At 53.8% G+C, this 24,861-nt stretch carries 16 protein-coding genes; 8 read left to right on the top strand and 8 right to left on the bottom strand.

Annotated elements, in window-relative coordinates:
- The first annotated feature begins 211 nt into the window (after positions 1 to 211).
- From ACO0K9_RS09405 to ACO0K9_RS09420, 4 genes are read left to right on the top strand one after another with little or no spacing between them, the layout of a single operon-like run.
- Positions 212 to 1,102 (top strand): alpha/beta hydrolase, encoded by an 891-nt coding sequence (locus tag ACO0K9_RS09405; RefSeq protein ID WP_422984128.1) that lies wholly within the window; start codon positions 212 to 214, stop codon positions 1,100 to 1,102.
- Between the two features lie 58 nt (positions 1,103 to 1,160).
- Complete coding sequence (locus ACO0K9_RS09410; RefSeq protein ID WP_422984130.1) at positions 1,161 to 2,444, top strand: efflux RND transporter periplasmic adaptor subunit; 1,284 nt, start codon at positions 1,161 to 1,163, stop codon at positions 2,442 to 2,444.
- A gap of 36 nt (positions 2,445 to 2,480) precedes the next feature.
- Positions 2,481 to 5,690, top strand: coding sequence for an efflux RND transporter permease subunit (locus ACO0K9_RS09415; protein WP_422984132.1), 3,210 nt, complete (start codon positions 2,481 to 2,483; stop codon positions 5,688 to 5,690).
- 12 nt (positions 5,691 to 5,702) lie between these two features.
- Positions 5,703 to 7,181 carry an efflux transporter outer membrane subunit gene (locus ACO0K9_RS09420; protein WP_422984134.1) on the top strand — a complete coding sequence of 493 codons (1,479 nt, stop codon included), beginning with the start codon at positions 5,703 to 5,705 and terminating at the stop codon, positions 7,179 to 7,181.
- Positions 7,182 to 7,287: 106 nt separating this feature from the next.
- Here ACO0K9_RS09420 and ACO0K9_RS09425 read toward each other — a convergent pair whose 3' ends face one another.
- From ACO0K9_RS09425 to ACO0K9_RS09440, 4 genes are all read right to left on the bottom strand, one after another.
- Complete coding sequence (locus ACO0K9_RS09425) at positions 7,288 to 8,556, bottom strand: DUF2264 domain-containing protein (RefSeq protein ID WP_422984136.1); 1,269 nt, start codon at positions 8,554 to 8,556, stop codon at positions 7,288 to 7,290.
- Positions 8,557 to 8,598: 42 nt separating this feature from the next.
- Positions 8,599 to 10,974, bottom strand: a complete 2,376-nt coding sequence (locus ACO0K9_RS09430; RefSeq protein WP_422984138.1) for a beta-galactosidase — start codon at positions 10,972 to 10,974, stop codon at positions 8,599 to 8,601.
- A gap of 179 nt (positions 10,975 to 11,153) precedes the next feature.
- Positions 11,154 to 12,326 (bottom strand): glycoside hydrolase family 88 protein, encoded by a 1,173-nt coding sequence (locus ACO0K9_RS09435; protein ID WP_422984140.1) that lies wholly within the window; start codon positions 12,324 to 12,326, stop codon positions 11,154 to 11,156.
- A gap of 139 nt (positions 12,327 to 12,465) precedes the next feature.
- Entirely contained in the window at positions 12,466 to 15,336 is a 2,871-nt protein-coding gene (locus ACO0K9_RS09440; RefSeq protein ID WP_422984142.1) for a TonB-dependent receptor, read from the bottom strand.
- A 502-nt stretch (positions 15,337 to 15,838) separates the two neighbouring features.
- Here ACO0K9_RS09440 and ACO0K9_RS09445 point away from each other — a divergent pair.
- From ACO0K9_RS09445 to ACO0K9_RS09455, 3 genes are all read left to right on the top strand, one after another.
- Positions 15,839 to 16,870, top strand: a complete 1,032-nt coding sequence (locus tag ACO0K9_RS09445) for a LacI family DNA-binding transcriptional regulator (protein ID WP_422984144.1) — start codon at positions 15,839 to 15,841, stop codon at positions 16,868 to 16,870.
- Positions 16,871 to 16,898: 28 nt separating this feature from the next.
- A complete protein-coding gene (locus ACO0K9_RS09450; RefSeq protein ID WP_422984146.1) occupies positions 16,899 to 18,266 on the top strand; it encodes an MFS transporter in 1,368 nt (455 codons plus the stop codon).
- Between the two features lie 114 nt (positions 18,267 to 18,380).
- Positions 18,381 to 19,010, top strand: coding sequence for an ABC transporter ATP-binding protein (locus tag ACO0K9_RS09455; RefSeq protein WP_422984148.1), 630 nt, complete (start codon positions 18,381 to 18,383; stop codon positions 19,008 to 19,010).
- Between the two features lie 111 nt (positions 19,011 to 19,121).
- Here ACO0K9_RS09455 and ACO0K9_RS09460 read toward each other — a convergent pair whose 3' ends face one another.
- Positions 19,122 to 20,069, bottom strand: a complete 948-nt coding sequence (locus ACO0K9_RS09460) for a LysR substrate-binding domain-containing protein (RefSeq protein ID WP_422984150.1) — start codon at positions 20,067 to 20,069, stop codon at positions 19,122 to 19,124.
- Positions 20,070 to 20,224: 155 nt separating this feature from the next.
- Between ACO0K9_RS09460 and ACO0K9_RS09465 the strand changes: the two genes are divergently transcribed.
- Positions 20,225 to 20,824, top strand: coding sequence for an NADPH-dependent F420 reductase (locus ACO0K9_RS09465; RefSeq protein WP_422984152.1), 600 nt, complete (start codon positions 20,225 to 20,227; stop codon positions 20,822 to 20,824).
- Between the two features lie 263 nt (positions 20,825 to 21,087).
- Here ACO0K9_RS09465 and ACO0K9_RS09470 read toward each other — a convergent pair whose 3' ends face one another.
- Genes ACO0K9_RS09470 through ACO0K9_RS09480 form a run of 3 tightly spaced genes read right to left on the bottom strand, consistent with a single transcriptional unit; the run spans position 21,088 to position 24,820 of the window.
- The gene (locus ACO0K9_RS09470; RefSeq protein ID WP_422984154.1) at positions 21,088 to 21,522 is read right to left on the bottom strand and encodes a cupin domain-containing protein; all 435 of its coding nucleotides are present in this window, start codon (positions 21,520 to 21,522) and stop codon (positions 21,088 to 21,090) included.
- Between the two features lie 52 nt (positions 21,523 to 21,574).
- Entirely contained in the window at positions 21,575 to 23,662 is a 2,088-nt protein-coding gene (locus tag ACO0K9_RS09475) for an EAL domain-containing protein (protein WP_422984156.1), read from the bottom strand.
- A gap of 3 nt (positions 23,663 to 23,665) precedes the next feature.
- Complete coding sequence (locus ACO0K9_RS09480) at positions 23,666 to 24,820, bottom strand: FIST signal transduction protein (RefSeq protein ID WP_422984158.1); 1,155 nt, start codon at positions 24,818 to 24,820, stop codon at positions 23,666 to 23,668.
- Positions 24,821 to 24,861: the final 41 nt, after the last annotated feature.

Below are 24,861 nucleotides of genomic sequence, written 5' to 3' on the forward strand. Positions count from 1 at the left end.
TATTGATTCCCTTCATGACGCCTGAGATGACATTTGATAAAGCTTGGCGTGTTGAGTGATGTTTAAGTGTAGTCAGTATAAGTGCATTTTGGGACGGGATTAGTCGACCTGGTGGAATAGTGATGTTGAATTATCGGTGTTTATCCCGCAACGCGTAGCGCCTACTATTCGTTCCAATCTCAACCTTGGAGCGGATAGCCGCGACGACATGATGAACGCAACAAGCACTATTGCCCGAAAAACCAGAAGTAAAACCACCAGGACGGCAGAATCGTCTTTGCATATCCGCAATTTTTTGATCCCTGGTCCCCTGGGTGATATTGCTGTGCGCCTGTACCGGCCGCAAGGGGAGGCGGTCTTGCCTGTGGTGCTGTATTTTCATGGTGGTGGTTTCATCAGCGGGTCGCTGCATGATGCCGATGTGCCGGCGCGATTTATTGCCAGAAACAGCAATGTGCTGGTCTTGTCGGTTGATTATGCTTTGGCACCGGCCAAACCTTTCCCTGCTGCGCCAGAAGACGCCTATGCCGCCATGGTCTGGGTTAGCAAGAACGCCGCCAGTATCCATGCCGATGCCAGCCGCCTGGCTGTCGCTGGCGATGATGCTGGTGGCAACCTGGCCACCTGCCTGACCCTGATTGCCCGCGACCGCAATGCCCCACCTATACTGGCACAAGCCCTGATCGGCCCCATGCTCGATCCCAGCATGACACGCCTGGGGGATGCAGAACGGCTGGATTCCGACATGACACCGCAGGAATGTGCTAATTGCTATCGCCAGTACCTGCCGATGTCTTTGCAAAGGCTGCATCCCTATGCCGCACCGCTGGAATCACGCCGCCTGGGTGGATTGTCCCCAGCCTTTATCGCCACCGCTGAACACGACGTGCTGCATGTAGAAGCAGAAAAATATGCGACCGCCCTGATCTCGGTTGGCGTACCCACCCAGGTGGCGCGCTTTGCTGGCGTCAAGCATGCCTCACTGCGCGAACATCCACCGGTGCTGGTGGAAGTGGCCGAATTCCTGCGCCGTCGTCTGGCGGCTCCCTCTGAATTGAAACCGCCCGTTTTTGACTCCATAGACGAGCAACATCATGCATGACGCATCAGCAGAATTTGAAAAACACAGCAATCTGAACCCACTATCCACGAGGAATATCATGTCCAATTCAACCAATTCAGCCAATTCAGCCAATTCAGTCACTTCACCTGCGAATCGCAGCCCTTTGTCCATCGCCATCAGCGCGGCCATTGTTTTGTTGATCGCCGGGGCTGGCACCGTAGGTGCAATCCGGGTTCAGGCCAGCAATACCGACGCTAAAGGTGCACCGCCAGCGACTACCGTTGATGTCGCCGAAGTCGTCAGCCGCAATATCGTTGACTGGCAAAACTATTCCGGCAAGCTGGAAGCAGTTGACAGGGTAGAGATACGCCCCCTGGTCGGCGGCACCTTGACGGCGGTACATTTCAAGGACGGCAGCCTGGTCAGGAAAGGAGATTTGCTGTTCACCATAGACCCTCGCCCGTATGCTGCCGAAGTCGCCAGGTTCCAGGCGCAACTGGCAGCCGCCGAGGCACGCGCTGCTTATACAGGTTCTGATGTCGCCCGTGGCGAAAGACTGTTAAGTGAAAACGCCATCGCCCGTCGTGATTTTGAAGAAAAACAAAATGCGTCGCGTGAAGCCGCAGCCAATGTGCTGGCGGCACAGGCAGCACTGAAGACCGCAAAGCTGAATCTTGAATATACGCAAATCACTGCACCAGTCGCTGGCCGCATCTCGCGTGCCGAAGTCACTGTGGGTAATGTCATTGCCGTCGGTACCAGTTCGCCACCTTTGAGCACGCTGGTTTCGGTTTCGCAGGTGTATGCGTCGTTTGACGTGGATGAGCAAAGCTTCCTGAAATACGTCAACCCGGCACAGGCGAAAAATACCCAGGTGCCAGTCTTTCTTGGTCTGGCCAATGAAGAAGGCTATTCCCGCCAGGGCAAGGTGACCTCCATCGATAACCGCGTCGATACCTCATCTGGAACCATACGCGTGCGTGCAGTGTTTGATAACCAGGATGGCTTGCTGTTGCCCGGCCTGTATGCCCGTATTCGTTTGGGTGGCGGTGCGCCACATGCTGCCTTGATGATAGATGAAAAAGCCGTGGGTACAGATCAAAGCAAGCGTTTCGTGCTGGCTGTTGATAAGGAAAATCACACGGCATATCGCGAGGTACGTCTGGGCACCAGACAGGAAGATTTGCTGATCGTCGAATCTGGCTTGAAAGCCGGTGAACGCATCGTCGTTAACGGCCTGCAACGCACAAGGCCCGGCGACACCATTGCGCCGAACATGGTACCGATGAGTAAAGTGGCAGCTGCATCTGCAGCAACAGTTGCTCCAGTTCCGCCCGAGGCAACTGCGGCAACAGAAAAAACTGCTGTTAAAAAATCTTGATCGTAACGTAAAAATATATAGACAGCGAAATCTATCATGAATATTTCAAAATTCTTTATCGATCGCCCCATTTTCGCCGGGGTGTTATCGGTAATTATCCTGCTGGCCGGTGCACTGGCTATGTTCCAGTTACCTATCTCGGAATACCCTGAAGTGGTGCCGCCATCCGTGGTGGTGCGTGCGCAGTATCCCGGTGCCAATCCCAAGGTGATTGCAGAGACGGTGGCTTCTCCGCTTGAAGAATCCATCAACGGCGTGGAAAACATGCTGTATATGCAGTCGCAGGCAAATAGTGACGGCAACCTGACGGTGACGGTCAACTTCAAGCTTGGCGTAGACCCTGACAAGGCGCAGCAACTGGTGCAAAACCGTGTATCGCAAGCCTTGCCACGCCTGCCTGCGGACGTACAGCGTCTGGGTGTCACGACGATCAAGAGTTCACCTGCGCTGACCATGGTGGTGCACTTGATTTCACCGGATGACCGCTATGATATGACTTACCTGCGCAATTATGCAGTGTTGAATGTCAAAGACCGTCTGGCACGTATCAAGGGTGTGGGTGAAGTGGGCTTGTTTGGTTCTGGCAATTACGCCATGCGCGTGTGGCTGGATCCGCAAAAAGTGGCGCAACGTGGCCTGACTGCCTCTGATGTAGTGAACTCCATACGTGAGCAAAACGTGCAGGTGGCGGCTGGTGTCATCGGTGCATCACCTAACGTGCCTGGTACGCCTTTGCAATTCAATGTGAACGCACAAGGCCGCTTGAAATCAGAAGCAGAATTTGCCGAGATCATACTCAAGACTTCTGTTGATGGTGCAGTCACCCGCCTGGCGGATGTGGCGCGCATAGAACTGGACGCCTCTGAATATGGCTTGCGTTCTTTGCTCGACAACAAACCGGCGGTAGCGATACCTATCTTCCAGGCACCTGGTGCCAATGCGCTGGACGTATCTGACCAGGTGCGTGCTGCGATGAAAGAATTGTCGGCAGACTTCCCAAGTTCTGTGCAATACAAGATTGTGTATGACCCTACGCAATTCGTGCGTTCCAGTATCCATGCCGTAGTCGAGACCTTGCTGGAAGCGATTGCGCTGGTTGTGCTGGTGGTCATCGTGTTCTTGCAAACCTGGCGTGCTTCGCTGATCCCCTTGCTGGCGGTGCCGGTATCCATTGTAGGTACTTTCTCGCTGATGCTGGGTTTTGGGTATTCCATCAATGCCTTGTCACTCTTCGGCATGGTGCTGGCCATCGGTATTGTGGTGGATGATGCGATTGTGGTGGTGGAAAACGTAGAGAGAAATATCTCGGCTGGTCTGTCACCGAAAGAAGCCACCTATAGAGCCATGCGTGAAGTCAGCGGCCCTATTATCGCCATCGCCCTGACACTGGTAGCCGTATTCGTGCCACTGGCTTTCATGACTGGTCTGACCGGGCAGTTCTACAAACAGTTTGCGATGACGATCGCCATCTCTACCGTTATTTCAGCTTTCAACTCGCTGACCTTGTCACCAGCACTGGCGGCCATCCTGTTGAAAGGCCATGACGAAAAACCTGACTGGCTGACCAAAATAATGAACCGCCTGTTTGGCCGCTTCTTCAATGCCTTCAACCGCATGTTTAATCGCGGTTCTGAAAAGTATTCCAAAGGTGTAGCTGGCGTCATTTCGCGCAAGGCTTCCAGCATGGTGGTATATGTAGTATTGCTGGCAGCAGCCGTGGGTATTTCTTACATCGTTCCGGGTGGCTTTGTGCCTGGGCAAGACAAGCAATACCTGATCAGCTTCACGCAATTACCAAATGGTGCCACGCTGGACCGTACTGAAAAAGTCATCCGCGACATGTCAGCCATCGCGCTGAAAGAGCCGGGCGTGGAAAGTGCAGTTGCCTTCCCCGGCTTGTCCATCAACGGCTTTACCAATAGTTCCAGCGCCGGTATTGTTTTCGTGACGCTGAAACCGTTTGAAGAACGTCGCAGCAAGGAGCTGGCAGCCGATGCCATTGCAGGCAAGCTGAACCAAAAGTATTTCGGCATCAAGGATGCTTTCATCGCTGTCTTTCCACCACCACCTGTGATGGGTCTGGGTACTGTGGGTGGCTTCAAGATGCAGATCGAAGACAAGGGCGCACTCGGCTATGCGGAGCTGGATGCGGCAGCACAAGCCTTTATTGCGGCTGCCAGGACAGCGCCAGAACTGGGGCCCATGTTTTCCAGCTACCAGATCAATGTACCGCAACTGGATGTGAACCTGGATCGCGTCAAGGCCAAGCAACTGGGTGTGCCGGTGACCGATGTGTTTGACACCATGCAAATCTACCTTGGTTCCCTGTATGTGAATGACTTCAACCGCTTTGGTCGTGTGTATCAGGTGCGGGCCCAGGCAGATGCGCCTTACCGTGCCAAACCGGAAGACATCCTGCAACTGAAAACCCGCAACACTGCCGGTGAAATGGTGCCCCTGTCTTCACTGGTCAAGGTAACACCGAGTTTTGGCCCTGAAATGGTGGTGCGTTATAACGGCTACACTGCTGCCGATATTAATGGTGGTCCGGCACCTGGTTATTCATCCAACCAGGCGCAAGCTGCGGCGGAACGTATCGCTGCAAAGACACTGCCTGCCGGCATCAAGTTTGAATGGACTGATCTGACTTACCAGCAAATCCTGGCGGGCAATGCCGGTGTCTGGGTATTCCCTATCAGTGTGTTGCTGGTGTTCCTGGTATTGGCGGCGCAGTATGAAAGCCTGACCTTGCCATTGGCTGTCATCATGATCGTGCCCATGAGTTTGCTGGCGGCTTTGACTGGCGTCTGGCTGACGGGTGGTGACAATAACATCTTCACCCAGATAGGTTTGATGGTGCTGGTGGGACTATCGGCCAAGAATGCCATTCTGATCGTGGAATTTGCACGGGAGCTGGAACTTCAGGGTAGCACAGCTTTGCAGGCCGCGATTGATGCCAGCCGTTTGCGTCTGCGTCCTATTCTGATGACATCTATCGCCTTCATCATGGGTGTGGTACCACTGGTGATTTCCAGCGGACCAGGTTCCGAGATGCGTCATGCCATGGGTGTGGCAGTGTTCTTTGGCATGCTGGGTGTGACCCTGTTTGGTTTGTTCCTGACTCCCGTGTTCTATGTATTGCTGCGTTCTTTCGCTGGTGGCCGCAAGCTGCATTCTGCGGTGGTGCATGAAGCTCCGGCAATAGCTCATGGCCATGGCCATGATCACGCTACTGTTAAAGTTTGAGAGAGCATGATGATGAATACAATAAAACCCTTGAAATCGGCTTCGTCTTTGTTGATGTTATTGCTGGTGCTGGCTGGTTGCTCAGTCGCACCGACTTATGAAAGGGCAGAAGTCACCACCCCTACGGCATACAAAGAAGTGCTGGCCAATAGTAGCAACTCGAGCAACTGGAAAGAAGCACAACCTTCGGAAGAAGTCGCACGTGGTGACTGGTGGAAAATTTTTGCGGACGACAGTCTGAATGAAATGGAAACTCAGGCCATGGCTGCCAATCAAAATCTGAAAGCCGCCGCCGCACGCCTGAAGCAGTCACGCGCATTAAGACAGGATGCGCGCGCTGGCCTGTTCCCGCAAGTGAATGCCGGCCTTGGCGCCAATCGAGGGCGCGCTGCACCGGCATCCCAGGGTTTGCCTGACAATGCCAGGATGCCGACAAGCACGACCTACAATGCCCAGCTTGGTGCATCGTATGAGCTGGATTTGTTCGGTCGTGTGGCTTCCATCGTCGATGCCGCAACTGCGGATACGCAAAAGAATGAAGCCCTGTTCCAGTCCGTGCAACTGGCCTTGCAAGCCGATGTGGCGCAAGCCTATTTCCTGCTGCGGGAACTGGATGCCGAGCAGGCCTTGTATGCCGCCACGGTAGAACTGCGCTCGAAAACCTTAAAGCTGGTACAAACCCGTTTTAATGAAGGCGATATCAGCGAACTCGATCTGGCACGCGCCACAGCAGAACTGGCAACGGCACAGTCTGAATCTCTGGGGCTGGCGCGCAGCCGTGCGGTGGCAGAACATGCACTGGCAGTCTTGCTGGGCAAGACACCGGCAGAATTCAATTTTCAGCCGCGTCCCTTGTCACGCATTGCTGTCAACATCCCGGCCGGTCTGCCATCGGCCTTGTTGGAACGCAGGCCAGATATTGCCGCAGCAGAACGCAGCATGGCAGCGGCGAATGCCAGGATAGGCGTGGCCCGTTCTGCCTTCTTCCCAAGGCTGGATATCACCGGCGCAGCCGGTTATGAATCTGCCAGCCTGGGTGATTTGTTGAACTGGAGCAGTCATACCTTCCTGCTCGGCCCTTTATTGTCCATGCCCTTGTTTGACGGTGGGCGCCGTCAGGCCAGTGTGGACAGGGCAGGGGCAGTGTATGAAGAAGATGTCGCCAACTATCGCCAGACGGTGCTGAATGCTTTCAAAGAGGTGGAAGACAATCTGGCCGACCTGCGCATCTTGCGTGACCAGACCCAGGCGCAAGACAATGCGGTGCAGGCAGCAGAGCGGGCAGCAAAGCTGTCGCATGTGCAATACCGTGAAGGTTCAGTCAGTTACCTGAATGTGATCGATGCGGATCGTACCGTCTTGCAGCAACAGCGTGTCGCCGCTCAGTTGGATGGGGCACGTGCCAAGTCCGCAGTCAGCCTGATACGCGCCATCGGTGGTGGCTGGGATAAGCGTAGTGGCTCGGAGACCCATATGGCGAAAGCCGATTAAAGTTCCCTTCGGCCAGAGCATATTCTGGCTTTTACAGCGCACCTGTGTTGGTGTTAAATCAGGGTGTGCTGTTTTTTTCTATGGGTGGACTCCAGGTTAACACGCCCTAATAACTGACCGGGTAATCCTTGGGAAACTTGTGTCCGCCAAAGGCTTTCTTTTGCGTCCAGTCCAGTGGCGCAGTGGTCCAGTAAGAATCGCTTTCTGGCAGGCCCAGTGCAAGAAAACCTTCAGATGCCAGATACATGCTGCCGTTATTGGAATACCAGTCGCCCAGTTCTGGCTGATGGCCGACAAAGCCTATGGTCAGGAAACCATCGCTGGTGAAATTGCTGGGTTCGGTCCAGATCGCCTTGTGCACTGCCTGCATGGCGGCGCGCACCTGGCCCTCTGGCAGGCTGGTTGGCAATTGCTTGCGCCAGGCTAACAGCCCCAGCGGTTGGAATGCGGCTGTTCTGTAGGTCAGCGAACGGCCTATGGGCGGGTAAGTTCCTTCAGGTGATATGAAACGTTCCAGGTGTTCGCTATAGCGCTGCATGCGTTTCAGGGCTTGCGCCTGCAAGTCCGCCGGCTTGGCGTTCCAGAACGGGCCTTTGAACTTGACCAATACTTCCAGCACTTCGTACAGCATGGGGTACATCACAAAAGAATTGTAATAATCGAAGTGGAAGGCTTCGCCATCTTTGATCCAGCCATCGCCTATATACCATTCATTGATTTTACGGATGGCGACGTTCATGCGCATGGGGTCGTATTCTTCACCTATCGACATCAGCCAGGCTTCGTTCATCGCTGCAAACAGCATCCAGTTGATGTAGGGTGGTTCTATCCGGCGCAGTCCTTTGATCTCGCTGATGATGCGCTGTTTGGTGATGCTGTCCAGCGGTTCCCACAGTGCCTTTGGTGCGCGCATCAGGGCATTGGTGAAATAGGCTGAATCGACCAGTGCCTGCCCATGGCCTTTCCACAAAAGGTAATCCGGGCTTTTCGGGTCGACTGAATGCGTATAGCTTTGCAAGGCCATTTGTTGCAGGCGCTTGCGTGTGAGTCCTTCTGGTGTATTGTCTTCTGGCAGGGCCAGCCAGGGGGCTGCGCCGGCAACCAGGCGACCAAAGCATTCCAGGTAGGCGACCTGCTTGTCACGGCCATCCCAGGTCGGGCTAAGTTCCAGCTGAAACTTCTTTTTCAATTCGCCTTTTGCCATGGCCGACAATACCGGTTCTGCCATTTTCTGCAATAGCCCTGTCATGTAGGGACGGTCGTTACCACTGTCCGGTAAAGTGATAGCCCTTGCTTGCACCTGCGCGCTGGCACTCAGCAAACCGCTAACGGTCGTGCCTGCTACCACTGCCCGCATGAAATGTCGTCGCTCCATGTCTTCCTCTTGTAATGGTTTTGCTTATTTAATTTATTCAGTTTATTCCTGGCTGACTAGGCTGTCAGCGACATACACGCGATACCGCTTGATGCGCCCGGTGACACCGTCGGCACCCTGGCGTGGCGTATAGCGTATTCCCGCCACCTCGACTTGTTTCCCCAGGTCGAGAATCAGCCTGTGCGGGTGGGCACCGAATGGTGGTTTGCCACTGTAGGCGGAATGCCAGTGATCGGTGATCTGGCCATTGATGGCATTCAAGGCCGAGCCGTCTTCCTTGTTTGCTTCTTCGCTGCTGACATAGGCGATGGTCCAGCCGGACTGATTGAGTGTCTTGCCATCAACACCCAGCAAGGCCAGTTCTGCCACAGAAGCAAACTGTTTGCCGTCGAAGGCGTCCAGCGATTCCAGGCACAACTGACGCCCGCGTACCGGCTTGTCGAAACGAACGTCCTGCGTGGCGCTGCCGGGTTGGAATTGCCCTTCATGCGCGGGTGTCAGGCCATCCAGTTTGGGCCTGGCATTATTTGGTGGGCGTGGCAGGTCGCGTTCCGGATGCAGTTGATCGAGGATGGGCATGCTCAGCCCCGCCATGCGTGCGCTTTGTGGTCCGGTCAGGTCGAGCACCACCACTTCGTTGCGGCCAGCTTTGATCCAGGGGCCGGGCAGGTACATGGTCTGGGTTGGCCCTATACTCCAGTAACGACCCAGGCAACGGCCATTGATCCATACCACACCCTGACCCCAGCTCGACATGTCGAGGAAGGTGTCACCGCTGGAACTGACATCAAAACTGCCGCGCCAGAATGCCGGGCTGGCTGGTCCTTGTGGCCGTCCCGGCTTCCAGGCCAGTGGCGGCAGTTTGCCATCGGCATCGAAATCGATGGCGCGGATTTCCCAGTTTTCCAATGGCTGCGGCTGGCCATTTTTTGGTTTGAAACTGACCGGGCCGTGCAAGCCTTTCCTGTCGTGGATTTCCACCCCAAAATTCACGCGGGCAATGGTGTACAGCAAAATGTCCACTGTGACAGACTTGCTGCGCACTGCCAGTTCAACACGAAAACGATTGTGGCGGGTATCCATGGTGCCGACCTGTTTGCCATCTACATAGACCCAGGCCAGGTCACGTACCTTGGCTGCCTCCAGTGCTCCGGCCGGGCCGGCGGGCAGCGTCACGCGGTATGCCACCAGGCCACGGCTGATGTCATACTGTTCTATCGGTTGCGGTGATGCCGTCTGGATGACGCGTGGCGGCAGGTTGGCAAACACGCTGGCCGATTCTTTCAACGCAAAGGCGGCGATCTCGATCACTGGCATGCGCGGCGGTATTGGTGGCAAGCTTTCGCCTTCTGGCAGGAAGGGCAGGATGCCGTCGCGATACGCCTTGAACTTTTCGCCAGTCCATCCGGCTTCGCCGATCGGTGCATCATAGTCATAGCTGCTGGTATCCGGGCGGAAGGGGCGGTCGCAACCACCCCATAAACCAAAGGTGGTACCACCGTGCGCCATATACAGGCTGAAAGAGCCATTCGCTTTCAGCATGGTCTGGATATCGGCAACTGCTTTGCTGGCATCGCCACGGCGGTGTGGTGCGCCCCAGGTATCGAACCAGCCGGAATAAAATTCCCCGCACATCAGCGGGCCTTGCTGTACCGAAGCCAGCGCCTTGAAGCCAGCCAGGGGTTGACTGCCAAAGTTGGCGACTGAAAACAACTCGGGGATATGTGATTTGGCGACTGCATTGGTCGGGTTGCATTGAAACAGCGGCACGTCGAATTTGGCGTCCAGCAAAGCCTGGCGCATCACCCGCATGTATTCCAGGTCTTCCCCAAAGAAGCCATATTCGTTTTCTACCTGCACCATCAAAATCGGACCACCCTGGGTAATCTGCATCGGTGCCAGCACCCGGCCGACTTCGTGCATCCAGCGGCGTGCCGGTTGTACATAGGCATCGTCACGCGTGCGCAGGAAATTGTCTTTGGGGTGCTTCAGTAGCCACCACGGCAAGCCACCCATTTCCCATTCGGCACAGGCATAGGGACCGGGGCGCAAGATCACCCACAAGCCTTCTTGCTGGGCGATACGGCAGAACTCAACGGCATCGCGCTGGGCGCTCCAGTCGTATTGTCCTTCCCGCCATTCGTGATAGTTCCAGAACAGATAGGCGCACACGGTGTTCAAACCCATTGCTTTGATGGCTTGCAGACGGTGTTGCCAGTATTCACGCGGCACGCGGGCAAAATGCAGTTCACCACAACGAATCTGCAAACGCTTGCCATCCAGTAAAAAATCGTTCTGGCCTATCTGGAAACGCGATGATTCTGCCGCCTGCACCTTGCCGGCAAGCGGAAAGAGCATGCTGCCGACGGCTGCGGCTGCACCCTGGATGATACGTCTGCGCGGATGGTATGTGGTCATGATTTGCGTAAAGTTACTTTGAGACGATCAGCGTCGGTACGCCATCACCTCTGGATAAAAACAAAGGCAGCCATTACGGCACCTTTGGTGAAACGTCCAGGACAGGAGATGCAAACCTGGACGACATAAACGATACCACTACGGCATGCCATAGGGGGCCGGATTGGCATGCATGGGCGCTAATGATCAATAAACCTGAGCATTTCCGCCGCTGCCAACAGGAAAGCGCCAACCCCGAAGGATGTGGATGAATTCTGATCTATGGTTTGCCCCGGTATGGCACGTTCACCGATAGGCTGTACATAGCCGATCTTGCCGCTTGGTTGCAGTGCGATTTTACTCAGGTAGTTCCAGCTCTTCGTGACCACCGGCGTGTATTCTGCTTTATCAAGGTAGCCATGGTTCATGCCCCACAGGTATCCATAGGTGAAGAATGCGGTGCCACTGGTTTCCCGGCCCGGGGCCTGGCCAGGGTCCAGCAGGCTGCGGGTCCAGTATCCTTCTTCCTGCTGTATGGATTTCAAGGCTTTGGCCATCCCCTGGAAGCGCCGCACGAACAGGGCATGGCTGGGATGGCTTGCAGGCAGGTCGGTCAGCACTTTGGCCAGGCCGGCAAATACCCAGCCGTCACCCCGTGCCCAGAAATCCTTGCCGCCATTGGCGCTTTTGTGTTTGGGGTAAAGATATTTAGCGTCGCGGTAATACAGATTGCTTTCCTGGTCGAACATCAACTGGTCGGCAAACAGAAAATATTCATGAAGCTTGTCCAGGTAACGCTGGTCACCTGTAACTTTATACAACTTGGTCATGACAGGCATGACCATGTACAGGCCATCGACCCACCACCAGTAATCATTGTTTGGCGTGCTCATCTGGTATTCCATGACTTCGCGTGCACGCGCTATCTTGCGCGGATCTTTGTTGGCATCCAGATTGTAAAGGTCTATGTAAGTCTGGTAACTGACTTGCCAGTCGCCAAACATCACATGTTCATCAGTTTCACCATAGCTGTATTTCCAACTGGCCTTGACATCTGAATTGGCAGAGCGCCAGCGGTTATGCTCGGCCCAGGCGGTCGAATAGTCTCGGTAGGCAGGGTTGCCCGTCAATGCATAGGCTTCCATGTTGCCGGTATGATAGGTGGCGATATCCCAGAATGGCGATTGCGCAGATGGGTTAGTGCGCTGCCAGTAGCTATTGGCCAGATTCAGGGCATTCATCACCTCTGCCCTGGTGGTGGCAAGCTGCATGGGTAGCGGACTTATTGACTGGCTGACCGGGGCCGTATTGCAGGCACTGGCCATCAGCGCCAGACCTATCATCGCTGCCTGCAAACATAGACGTCTCGTCATAGATGGTGATCTTTCGTCGTGATCTTTGGTGAAGCTGGTAGATGGCGGCGGACGGGATTCAGGCTTGTCCGCCTTGTGTCACAGCTCACTGACTTCATCGAGAAAAATCTGTGATGAAGTCAGTGAAAGGCCAGGATGTTTATATTTTTCCGCGTATGCCTATCTTGATGGTACGGCCATCGTACTTGGCATAATCCATGCGCGTTTTCTGTCCATCACCGTAGCGGCCAGTGGCGTCTTCGAAGTAGTCATAGGCCAGTGTATTGGACAGATTGAGTGCATCAATCCGCAGCTCGAACGATTCACTCAGCTTGTAGCTGATGTTGGCGTCCATATAGCCACGGGCGGCGTGCCAGCGGATCAGGTCGTTACCCGTATTGGTCGGATTGTCACCATGCAGTGATCTGCCCTTGTAGTTGTAGGACAGCCGCAATGCCAGTGGCCCTCTTTCGTAATAGCCGGTGGCACTGTAGGCATATTTGGGTACGGAATTGACTTCGATTTCCTTGCCTGCATTGGTGATCCACTTGGCGCTGTTAAACGGATTGATGTGGGTATAGCTGGCCAATGCGCCAAAGCCCTTGTAAGGATCGGGCAGGAAGTTAAATGCCTGCTGGTAAGCGATTTCGAAACCCTTGAGTGTTTGCTGGCCGGCGTTGGTATAACTGCGCAATACCATAGGCAGGTTAGGATCGACTTTACCCTGGGAGTTCTGGAAAATCGCGCCGAGTGAAGTATCCGGCAAGCCCAAGGCACCGAAGGTGGTGTTGGTGGTGCTGGCGACCGTTGCATCAGACAGGTCTTTCTTGAACATGGCGACCGACAGCAGGCCACCCGGCTGGAAATACCATTCCAGGCTGGTGTCGAGGTTATTCGATTTTTGTGGCAGCAGGTTAGGATTGCCGGCGGTTGCCGTGTTGTCGAACGGGTTAGGAATGACAGTCTGCGCGGCAATGATGGACAGCGACGCACGGCTGATGGTTTTGCCGTAGGACGCACGCCACATCAGGCTGTCGGTCAGGTCCAAAGCGGCGCTGACTGCTGGCAGGACATTGCTGTACGAACCGTTTTCGGTATTTGGCAGGTACGCTCCCCCCGCACCGGTCTTCTTGAAATTATCGATGTTGGTGTCGGTGGTTGAATAACGTACACCCGCATTGATACGCAGTTCATGATCCATGACCTGACCTTTGAAGTCGGACTGAACATACGCAGTCGAGACTTTTTCCTTTGCCGTGAAACTTTGCGCCGGAGTGAAGCTGGCTTCCGAGTTATAGGCCAGGGGATTGAAGTTGCCATAGGTGTAAGCACGGCTGAAGCTGGACCAGGCTTGTGGCCAGCCCGCACCGATATCGAGATTGTCCACCGGCAGGTTAGGGCTCATGCCGCTGCGCAGGCTGGCAATACCCAGCGCGTTCAACTGACTGGTGGCAGCTGCGGTGCCATTGCGTTTGTTGACACCTTTTGTGGTTTCCACAAGGGTCAGCCCCGCCTTCAGATGGCCTTTCCAGTCGCCTGGTAGACCATAATCCCAGTCTGCAGCGACGCGTGCCTGCTTGCCCTTGTCGGTTTCACGGGTCAGGCTGGTGCCGATACCGAAGCCAGAGTAATTATTCGGGTCGACATAGCTGCTTGGTGAAGACATCGATGGATACACATGATCCGCCCCATAACCGATAGTGGAGTCGATGCCATACATGTTACCGCTCAGGGTATCCTGATAGCTGAGGGCCTTGCTGTCGTTGAAACTGAGCTGGCCGCTCAACACCAGGTCTTTGCTGGCGTCCCACGAACCATTCAATGCGGTGTAGCCAAAGGTGGTTTCGTCATTGCTGTAGGTCACGCCATTACTGAGTACCGTGTTGCCAAAGGTGCCGGTCATCAGATTGGTTGCCGGGTCAATCTTGATATTCAATGGCACCAGGCCGGAATGGCCGGTCTGGCCGGCGGCGGCTGAACGGTTGTTGGTAAGGCTGTTGCGTATCAGCAGACCGAACGTGATTTCATCACGCTGGTTTTTCAGTTGCGAATACATGGTATCCAGGCTCAGGTTCAGGCCGCCGCTTTTGAACTGGAGTGAAGAAACCAGGCCATCACGCGTACGTTCATTGCGGGAACCATAGAAGCGGTAAATGCGCGGCAGGTAAGCATTGTCGACATCGGAACGCGAATAGCCGCTGAGATTGGCACGCGGATCATCATAGTCCAGCGCCATGGCGAAGAAACCCTTGGTTGGTGCTTGGCTGCCATAGAACGAACTGTTGTAACCGCCGGTTGCTTCAAAACCAGAACGGTTGTTGACGGCGGCAGAATGTGAACCGCCAATCAGGAAGCCCCAGTTACCCCAGGTATTGGAATACAGGCCAAAGCCGGTCGGGTCCACATGCTTGGACATGGTGTTATACGAGCCCGATACGCTATAACGGATGGTCTGCTTGGGGCTGTCGAAGGGCCGTGGTGTCTGCAGATCAACCACGCCGCCAAGGCCACCTTCGGTGAGTTCCGCCAGCGGCGATTTGTAGAAATCAACCCGCCCGAACAGTTCGGATGCAAATACGTCGTAATTGAAACCGCGCGCGGCAGTGCCTATGGTGCTGGTCGACGTAGTGTTGACGGGCGCGCCGTTGAGGGTGGTGACGGAGTATTCAGTCGGCAAGCCGCGAATGGAGATGCGTTGACCTTCGCCAGAACTCTCGTCGCGGTTCAGGATGACACCGGGGACGCGTTGCAGTGATTCTGCCACGTTTGCTTCCGGGAACTTGCCGATATCTTCGGCCACGATGGAGTCACGCGTGCCGATCGCCTTGGCTTTCAGGTTGAGGGCTTTTTGCAGGCTGGAGCGAAATCCGGTCACGACCACGGTTTCCGTTTCTGCAGGCTGGGCTGGCACCTCATTTTTTGCCTGGTTGGCCTTGGTATCGGCGGCAGGTGCTTCCTGCGCGACGGCTTCAGCTCCATAAAATGCCGCCAGGGCGAGTGGTAGCACGGTGGCTAAAATTTTCTTTTTCACAATGGTCTCCGTTGAATTACAGACAGTCTTAAAGGCTGCATGATGTAAATACAGCACGGGGACGCTCATTCGGCGACTTGTATTCCGTACTGCCTTAAGTGTTTCAGTAATCGTTTGCAGTCACATCAACGGGGCTGGTATTTGTCCCGGGTTGATCGACATGGTTACGTTACCACATCAATTGCCAATCCACAAAACCAAATGCCTGCTGAATGGAGGTGAATTGTAAGTCATTGATTTTAAATGGTAAAAAATATTAAAAATAAGCTGGAATGATGTGGTATCGTTACCACATGCAGAAAATTAAACCACCAATAATCAACTATTTGATTGTTGTTGGAAATGGCGGGTTTTAAGTTTATTTCGTTGTGCAGAATGAAATTTTCATCGCGTCGTGCGCGAAAATGCTGGCACGGTTTTGCCGCTTGCGGGACAATTCTGTTCGTTCTGCTGGTGTGAAGCCGGCAAGGGATATTGATCTCTATAATTTTTTGGAAGATAAATGCGCAAAGTAAGCAAGTTAAGTGAAGTGGCCAAGATTGCCGGGGTGTCGCCGATCACCGCTTCACGAGCAATTCGCGGTGTTGGCTATGTATCAGAAGAAGCCCGCGCACGTATCATGGAAGCCGCAGCACAGCTTAATTACACGCCCGACATGCTGGCGCGTCGCATGCGCGGTGACAAAAGCAATCTGATCGGCGTCTTTGTGAACAACTATGGTTCTTTGGTGCTGCATGAAATCATCAAGGCCATCACCCAGGAAGCCCGCCGCAAGGGTTTTGATTTGATCGTGTTTAATGCGGAAAGGTTTGATCGTCCTGGCCGCATCGAAACCAGCAATATGCTGAGCCAGTTATGCGATGGCCTCTTGCTGTTGCTGCCAAACGCCAGCGATGGCTATCTGGACCTGATAGACAAACAGGGCTTCCCCTGCGTGCTGGTCAATTTTGATGCCAGGCAAATGAATATGCCTATCGTGGTTGCCGAGAACCGTAACGGCGCACGCATGGCCGTCGAGCATTTGCTGGGCTTGGGACACCGGCGTATCGGTTTCGTCGCCGGGACCGCAGGCACCGGTCAAAGCGCCGAGCGCGAAAAAGGTTATGTGGATGCGATGCTGGCAGCCGGCCTGTCTGTCGATCCGGCGTTGATCGCGCAGGGGCAATTCATGCAATCCGGCGGGTATTCGGCGACCGAAACCTTGCTGTCACTCGCGGTTCCGCCTACGGCCATATTTTGCGCGAATGATGAAATGGCATTTGGCGCCATCGATGCCATCAGCAGCAAAGGACTGAAGGTTCCTGATGATGTGTCAGTGATAGGCTTTGACGATATTCCAACGGCAAGCTATGTATTCCCAACCTTGACGACTATGCGTCAACCCTTCATTGAGATGGCCAACCGTGCAGTCAGTGAGGTGGTGGAAATTATCCAGGGCAGGGAAATCAAAGCTGCAAAGATCGCGTTTCCCATGGACATAGTCATCAGAAATTCCACCGCGCCGCTGAAGAAATCAGCGCAGTCGCTGCCTTAAGTGCGCACAGACATGAGCACAGACCAGCATGCGTGACAGTGCCCATCTGGAGCTGACCGCGTTGGATAGGCGCGCCGTCCAGAACAGTCCGCGGTATACCGTCGGGACTTTGCACTATACGACTTTCGGCTTGTTTGCCGCCATCTTGTGGCTGTTGGTAGGCGAGCTGGGCATTGCGATGCGCGAGCGTTCGGCCTTGCCCAGTGGGCTGGAGTTCCTGCGGCTGAACGCAGCCTCGGACACCACTACATCATTACTGATATCGACAGTGCCAGCGGTGTTGAGCCTGTTACTGTTACCACTGATAGGCTACCATTCTGACCGTCTGCGCACACGCTGGGGCCGGCGGCGTCCATTTCTGATGGTGATCGCGCCGGTTGGTGCGGCTGCCGTGATCGGCCTGGCATTGTCTTCCGAGATGGGGCGATGGACGCATGAGCAGCTTGCCAGCCTGTCGCCCGGCGTTCGCATCTGTAATCTGGCGTATTTCTGTGTGTTCTGGACCATCTTCGAGTGCACGGCGATTACCACCTTCGCCCTGTTCACCGGTTTGGTGAACGACGTCATGCCGCAGCGTTTTCTTGGCAGATTTTATGCAGGGTTTCGCATCGTTGGTCTGAGTATAGGTATCGCATTCAATAGCTTTGTGTTTGCCCTGACCGAAAATTATTTGCGTGAGATATTGCTCACCGTTGGTCTGGTCTTTGGCGGCTCGGTGTTGCTGATGTGTGTGATGGTAAAAGAAGGTTCCTACCCGGATGAAGCGGGGTCGGATAGCAATGCAAAACGCGTATCGTTTGCCATGCCCCGTGCGCACATACTGGAATGTTTTTCCCATCCTTTTTTCCTGTGGGCAGTTGCTGCCTTCATGCTGGCCAGTATGACCTTCAGCCCCTTTCATACTTTTTACCAGTTTTATGCGAGTACGCTGGGCATTTCCAAGGCAACTCTGGGGACATTGACTGCCTATTCGTATGGGGTGTCGATCTTCCTCGCATTCGGCATAGGATGGCTGGTTGACCGTTACGGTGCCATCCTGATTTCAGCCATCATGATGAGTTTGTATTTCATGGTGGCGGCCACCGGTTATCTGTGGATGGATGGTGAACAGAATTTCCGCATTTTTTATGTCGCCCATGTGGTTGTGTCTGGTGCCTATTACACGGCGGCGGCATCGATGCCCATGGCGCTGTTTCCCAGCGCACAATTTGTCCGGTACAACTCAAGCAAAGACGTCATGGTCACGCTCGCCGTGATCTTGGGAAGCAGCATACAGGGGCCGGCACTGGATCTGTCCGGACATAACTATCAACTCACCCTCTTGAGCGCGGCACTGTTTTCACTACTGTGCGTCATGTGCCTGGTACGGCTGCATTCACGAAAACCAGTCTGCTGAAGTCCTGCCCTCAGGCCGGTGTGTCACAAAGGGTAACAGTAAAAATGCCCGGTTTTCCATATCATGCAGTGATTACTCATGCATAGGGATGGGCGACTATCCTGCATTCACATAATGATAAAAAAACCTATTCTTTTACAAGTGACAGAACTGAGTTTTGCCTACCCTGGGAAAGCCTTGTTCAGCAACTGGTCAGGCGAAATAACGGCAGGCCTTACCCTGATATATGGTGGCGATGGCCGTGGCAAGAGCAGTCTGCTGCAATTACTGGCTGGTGTTTTACCTGCACAGAAGGGGCAATTGCAAATACAGGGCATTAGCCTGCATGCGCAGCCTGATGCCTACCGTAGCCAGGTCTTTTGGGTAGATCCGGCGACCGAGGCCTACGACCAGATCACGGTGCTGGAGTATTTTTCTTACCTGCATAAGCCGTACCCGCTGTTTGACGAGACCTTGCTGGAAAACCTCATCGAAGGCTTGGCACTGACCCCGCATGTCAATAAGCAGTTGTTTATGTTATCGACCGGCAGCAAACGCAAAGTCTGGCTGGCGGCAGCCTTTGCGGCCGGTGCCACCATTAATCTGCTCGACGATCCTTTTGCCGCACTGGACAAGACATCCATCAATTTTGTAATGAAGATGCTCAATCAGTTTGCCCAACATCCAAGCCAGGCATGGGTGATCAGCATGTACCAGATACCCCAGGGTATGCCGCTGGCGGGCTTGATTGATCTGGGTGATTGATCAAGATGTCGGCGACGATATGTTCCGGAATACATCGCATTGCATTGCGTACGAAGCGGAGTATGCCATGGCAAGATAGCAAGCTGGTGTCTGCTTGGTGTTTGCTCTTGGTCAGGCCTTGCGCTTGCCCGACTTGTTATGCGCAGGCAGTATCTGTGGCATTTGCTGTGTACGGAAAGCATGAGTGACGAAATCGACGAATGCGCGTGTTTTGGCGGGTAGCAGTTTCTGACTGGCGAAGTACAGCGAAATTGATCCGACGTCGCAATACCAGTCGGGTAGCAATCGTTCCAGCGCGCCACTGTCCAGATGTGCTGCGGCATGGGGCAGTGCTACCAGACTGACGCCCAGTCCTAGCAGGGTAGCGCGGCAAAGTGCTTCCGGATCGTTGACCAGCATGACAGGGTTTTGTAGCGCTGCCAGTTCTGTGCCGTCACTGTTGCGCATAAGTCTTGTGCGTATGCGGTTATTCAGTGGTGAGCGCATCACTATGCCCGGCAGATCGATAAGCCCGGATGGGTCTTTGGGGCGACGTTTCCCTTGCATGAAAGCAGGCGACGCTACCGCAATTAAATGTATTCGCGCCAACTCGCGTGCCACCATGCCAGGCGGCAGATCGAAGCCACCGCCAAAGGCCACATCAAATCCACCTGATATCAAGTCCAGCGGGCGGTTATCAAAGAACCAGTCAGGTGTCACTGCCGGATAACGCTCAAGGAAAGCGGGCATCAAGGGTAATAGATAATCCATCCCCAACCCCGGTGCCGCATTCAACTTGAGTACTCCTGCAGGTTGCCCCGCATTCACCGTAATGTCCGCAATAGCCCCTTGTATTCCATCCAGACTGCCACGCACTGACTGCAGGAAACGTTCGCCCGCTTCGCTCAGGGTCAGGCCACGTGTACTGCGCTGGAACAATTTTACGCCCAGATTGCGCTCCAGCTGCGCGACGTTGCGGCTGATTGCCGCAGGTGTCAGCGCCAGCCGACGCGCTGCTGCCGAAAAACTGCCGGTTTCGGCACTGCGTACGAAAGACTCCAGATTGGCCAGGGTTTCCATTATTTCACTTTCAACGAATGCTTGAAAATGATTCTATCAGATTACTACTACTGCTAAAAGCTGGAAGCGCTTAAAGTACTACCCAGCAAGACAACTTATTCAACTCAGTTTTAACTTAGTTTTAACTCAGGTTTAACCAAATTAAAGGAAACATCATGAAAATCGCTATCATCGGCGCAGGTGCCATCGGTTCAGCTATCGCTCGCAAACTTGCCCGTAACGGCATACCTGCATCTATCGCCAATAGCCGTGGACCACAATCCTTGCTCGCCTTGACCAATGAACTTGGTCCGCACATCACGGCTGTGAGTGCAAAAGAAGCGGCCCAGGCTGATGTGGTATTTGTTGCCGTCAATTGGGATCGTCTGCCAGCAGCGCTGAAGGATGTGGGGCCATGGAATGGTCGCATCCTGATCGATGCCAACAATGCTGTTGAAGTGCCTTCATACCAGGCTGTCGATCTCGGAGGTCGCGCTTCCAGTGAAGTGGTGGCTGACCTTGCTCCAGGTGCCCGCGTGGTCAAGGCCTTCAATCATCTTATCGCCAACGTGCTGGAGGCAGACCCGCAAGCCGATGGTGGTCGCCGCGTATTGTTCCTTGCGGGGCAAGATGCAGATGCAAAAAAGGTCGTTGCTGATCTGGCCGCACGTCTGGGCTTTGCGCCCATCGATCTGGGCGGCGTGAACGAAGGCCGGCAGTTGCAATTCCCCGGTGGCGCACTGGCGATCTTGAATCTAGTGGACTGTAACAATTGAAAACAAAGTGCCTTCCGCTTGCGCGACGACCATGGCTGCGTTGCAAATGCTCGCGATAGTTCACTATCGCTGTGCTTTGCTCCTTGCCCTGATCGCCGGGCAAGCGTCTTTCACTTCTGTTTCAACTGTTACAGTCCACTAGTTAATTTTTATTGATTCGTGGACGAAGGGCGGTGCCATGGTGATGTCGACGGCATCGTCCTTCGAATTGATTACCTTTATTAATGCGTCACTATTAATGCGCCGTTATTAATACACAATTATCAATGCACAACAGTGGGATAACTGATGATCAAACTCAGTGGCTGTGCCCCGGTTTGCTTGATACCGACCGTGGCACCCTTGTATAAATACGCAGCCATGCCCGGTTTCAGGGTCTGGGTCATGCCGTCGGAATGAACTAAGCCTTCACCAGAGAGTACGTAATAGACTTCGTCGTGGTCTATGCGGTGCAAGCCAATTTCTGCCTTGGGATGCAATATGCGTTTCCTGAATTCCATGCTGCGCGGCGCTGGTGCTGCGTCACTGATGCGATAGGCGGTAGACATGCCTATGGCACCGTGGGGTGGTGGTTCATCACGTTTTACATCTTCTTCATTCACGACTATCATCGGGCGTGCAGCGTCTGCTGGTGTCGCAGCGCATAATCCTGTCCAGGTGAAAAGTAAGCTGCAAATGAGTGTGGTGGATAGTTTCATCGATCCCTCTATTTCCCTGTTCCCCTGTTCCCCTGTTTCTCTGCCATCTGGATCAGGGTCTGCTTGTTGGTGTTTTGACTGGTACGGCGTCTGTAACTTTACGATTTTCTTTGGCGGAAGCCAGGTTGCTGGTCTGTATCTCCAGATTAAGACGTCTGTTTTCGTCCAGCAGTTCCTTGTGCCTGAATGCTTCGCTCAGATGCCAGCGTAGCTGAAAATCATCCCATGGCTTGTTCATGAAGCGGTAAATCGTGCCTTCATTGATGGCATTTATCATGGATTGCAAGTCCGCATTGCCGGACAGAATGAGTCTGATCGTTTCTGGATATTTTTGTGTCACTCTATGCAAAAATTCGACACCTGTCATGCCTGGCATGCGGTGGTCCGAGATGATGACGTCCACCTTTTGTCCGGCGAGTATATCCAGCCCGGCCTGTCCGCTGGTTGCCGTCAGGATGACGCATTGTTCATTACGTAACACGCGCCTGAGTGCCGCCAGAATGTTCTCATCATCGTCGACCAGTAGCAGGGTGCGGACATGACTGGAAAAATGTAAGAGCCGGTCAGGGAGTTGCCGCTTTTCACGCAACAACAGTTCTATTTCATCCTTTGGCAAGCCTTTGGAAAACAGATAGCCCTGAATTTCATCGCACAGGTGGACGCGCAAAAATTCGCATTGTGCTTCGGTTTCCACACCTTCGGCGATGACGTGCATGCCCAGGCTATGCGCCATGGAAATGATGGCCTTGACGATGGCCGCATCGTCCGATTTTTCTATGTCGCGTACAAAGGTCTGGTCTATCTTCAATACGTCAATAGGGAAGCGCTTCAAATAAGACAGGCTGGAATAACCGGTTCCAAAATCATCAATCGACAACTGCACGCCGAGGGCTTTGAGTCCGCGCAAGATATCGATGGAGCGTTCCACATCAGTCATGACCAGGCTTTCGGTCAACTCTATCTCCAGGTATTCCGGGGCCAGGCCAGTTTCTGCCAATACATCAGCAATAAAAGTCAGCAGGTCGGGCTGGCCGAACTGGCGTACGGACAGATTGACAGCAATCCTGTAGGTGCCACACCCTTCATCTTGCCAAGCCTTGCACTGGATACAGGCGGTGCGTATGACCCATGCGCCGATAGGAATGATCAGGCCGGTTTCTTCTGCCAGGCTGATGAAATTGCCAGGTGGAATCATGCCGATTTCTGGCTGGTTCCAGCGGACCAGGGCTTCCAGACCCACCACCCGGCCTGTGCGCAAATCAACCTGTGGCTGATAATGCAAAATGAATTCTTCCCTTTCCAGTGCCAGTCTGAGCCTACCTTGCATGGTCAGCTTTTCGCTCAGCCGGGTACTCAGATCGGATGTATAAAACTGATAGTTATTGCGGCCCAATTGTTTGGCGCTGCTTAATGCGGCATTCGCGTTCATCAGCAGCAAGTCTGCACTGTCGCCATCTTTAGGATATTGACTGACGCCTATGCTGCAAGTAATCTGCAATTCCTGGTCTGCCAGCAAGATGATTCTTGAAACGGCAATTAATATCCGTTGCAGAATTTCTGTCAGGTGCGGATAAAAGAAATCCTTGCTATTGCCCACAAGTGGCGCGTCAATATTGCTGCCTTCTTCGCTTTGCTCAGTCAGGATCAGGGCAAATTCATCGCCGCCCAAACGGGCAACGGTATCGCTGCCGCGTACGCAGATGCTCAGTCGCTCGGCGATGATTTTCAATAATTCATTGCCAACCCCAGGGCCCAAACTATCATTGATGACCTTAAAATGATCCAGCCCCAAAGTCAGCAGTACCACCCTGTGTGTGTGTCTTGCGGCGCTGGCCAGCGCATGCTCCAGACGATCACTCAAAAGATTGCGATTGACCAGACCAGTCAGTTCATCGTAATTGGTCAGGTAGATCAATTTCGATTCGGCACTTTTGCGCACTTTCAGTTCTTCTGCCAGTGTACGGTTTTGCGCCAGCATTTCTTGTGACGCGATATCGAGTGAACGTTCAGTCATCTCGCGGTCAATGTCTGCCTGTTTGTAGGTGGCATCAATCGCTGCGAAAAGTTTGTCAAATTCTGCCGGAAGCGCTTCAACACTTCCCATAAAACGGTTGATCTGGCGTCTAAGCAGATTGTGCATAGATCAGATCTCTAGGAAGGTGGTGATGGTCATTGTCTGATTATGCAATTCACAGGGGCCGCCAGACATGTGGGGAGAAATCTCGCCGTAGGAATAAAAGCCGGTCAGCATGGTTTGTGCGCCCAGTACCTCGTGCACCGCTTCGACCTCTTCTTCTATTCTTTGCTTGAGTACCAGTTTGCGTCCGACACAACTGATCAGCAAGGCAAGTTCAGCCGGATTGGATGATGATCCGGCACAAATTTGTGCGGCACCACTGGCACCATCTATCAGTCGCTCAAAATTGGCTTTCATCAAACGTGCATAGGCACCTTCTGGCATGTCTCCGGCAAAGGTCATGCTTTGGTCGGTTTCGTCTATGGCCAGTATGGTGCGTACCAGGCCGTTATTTCCTGTAGCGTCGCTGCCGTGTTGCCAGGCATTTCTTAACGACAATGGGAACAGCAAGGCGGTCGATGGCAAACCGGCGGCGTGTTCACCCAAATAATTTTTATACAGCTCCAGGGCAGGCTTGCCATCCAGGTCGTAAAGAACATTTCCTTTGGAACGCGTGATTTGCCGGTCTGGTCCGAAAGAATCCCAGCCGCCGAGTGAGCCATAGCTGACCTTGATACGCTGTCCATACAAGCCGATAGCCACGATCTGGCTATCCGCCGGAATATCATTGGCACAGACCAGGGTTTTCTCAAAATTGGCACCGTCTGCTGAAAGACCACCGGTTACTTCAACATGTGGAGCCAGGCTGGCTTTCAGGCCACGCGTCAACTCTGTTCCATTCACTTTCAAACCATCAGAGAAGATCAACACATGTGCCAGATCATCTGGCGGCAAACCTTCAATGATTGCCTGGCCTGCACTAAAACTTTGCGAGGCGTCGGTGATATCCACTTTGGACAGCCGCAGCCAGGTGTGTTCAAAATTAATAACAGTTACCACGATCGTGTCGTCACTGACGGTGGTGCCATGAATTTCGCCAGCGGTGGAACAACCCGTAATCAGGGCATCTGGAAACGCAGTACGGACGGCAAGAAAATTGGCGGGATCAGACAACAGCGCTGTACTCGCGAAAAGCAGGATCAGTTGATTGGCGTGATGCGAAGGAGCAGTTGAGAACAGTGGCAACTGGCCGGCGTGGAAAACGGTCTGCGATACGTGCATGCTTGGCTCCCATGGCGCTAATTGGTTTACGCTGATTCGCT

The organism is Undibacterium sp. Ji50W, from assembly GCF_049340445.1.
Lineage (GTDB): Bacteria > Pseudomonadota > Gammaproteobacteria > Burkholderiales > Burkholderiaceae_D > Undibacterium.

What these genes read in the sequence shown, in the direction of transcription:
- ACO0K9_RS09405 (WP_422984128.1), top strand. Translation starts at nt 212, where the DNA reads ATGAACGCAACAAGCACTATTGCCCGAAAAACCAGAAGTAAAACCACC.
- ACO0K9_RS09410 (WP_422984130.1), top strand. Translation starts at nt 1,161, where the DNA reads ATGTCCAATTCAACCAATTCAGCCAATTCAGCCAATTCAGTCACTTCA.
- ACO0K9_RS09415 (WP_422984132.1), top strand. Translation starts at nt 2,481, where the DNA reads ATGAATATTTCAAAATTCTTTATCGATCGCCCCATTTTCGCCGGGGTG.
- ACO0K9_RS09420 (WP_422984134.1), top strand. Translation starts at nt 5,703, where the DNA reads ATGAATACAATAAAACCCTTGAAATCGGCTTCGTCTTTGTTGATGTTA.
- ACO0K9_RS09425 (WP_422984136.1), bottom strand. Translation starts at nt 8,556, where the DNA reads ATGGAGCGACGACATTTCATGCGGGCAGTGGTAGCAGGCACGACCGTT.
- ACO0K9_RS09430 (WP_422984138.1), bottom strand. Translation starts at nt 10,974, where the DNA reads ATGACCACATACCATCCGCGCAGACGTATCATCCAGGGTGCAGCCGCA.
- ACO0K9_RS09435 (WP_422984140.1), bottom strand. Translation starts at nt 12,326, where the DNA reads ATGACGAGACGTCTATGTTTGCAGGCAGCGATGATAGGTCTGGCGCTG.
- ACO0K9_RS09445 (WP_422984144.1), top strand. Translation starts at nt 15,839, where the DNA reads ATGCGCAAAGTAAGCAAGTTAAGTGAAGTGGCCAAGATTGCCGGGGTG.
- ACO0K9_RS09450 (WP_422984146.1), top strand. Translation starts at nt 16,899, where the DNA reads ATGCGTGACAGTGCCCATCTGGAGCTGACCGCGTTGGATAGGCGCGCC.
- ACO0K9_RS09455 (WP_422984148.1), top strand. Translation starts at nt 18,381, where the DNA reads ATGATAAAAAAACCTATTCTTTTACAAGTGACAGAACTGAGTTTTGCC.
- ACO0K9_RS09460 (WP_422984150.1), bottom strand. Translation starts at nt 20,069, where the DNA reads ATGGAAACCCTGGCCAATCTGGAGTCTTTCGTACGCAGTGCCGAAACC.
- ACO0K9_RS09465 (WP_422984152.1), top strand. Translation starts at nt 20,225, where the DNA reads ATGAAAATCGCTATCATCGGCGCAGGTGCCATCGGTTCAGCTATCGCT.
- ACO0K9_RS09470 (WP_422984154.1), bottom strand. Translation starts at nt 21,522, where the DNA reads ATGAAACTATCCACCACACTCATTTGCAGCTTACTTTTCACCTGGACA.
- ACO0K9_RS09475 (WP_422984156.1), bottom strand. Translation starts at nt 23,662, where the DNA reads ATGCACAATCTGCTTAGACGCCAGATCAACCGTTTTATGGGAAGTGTT.
- ACO0K9_RS09480 (WP_422984158.1), bottom strand. Translation starts at nt 24,820, where the DNA reads ATGCACGTATCGCAGACCGTTTTCCACGCCGGCCAGTTGCCACTGTTC.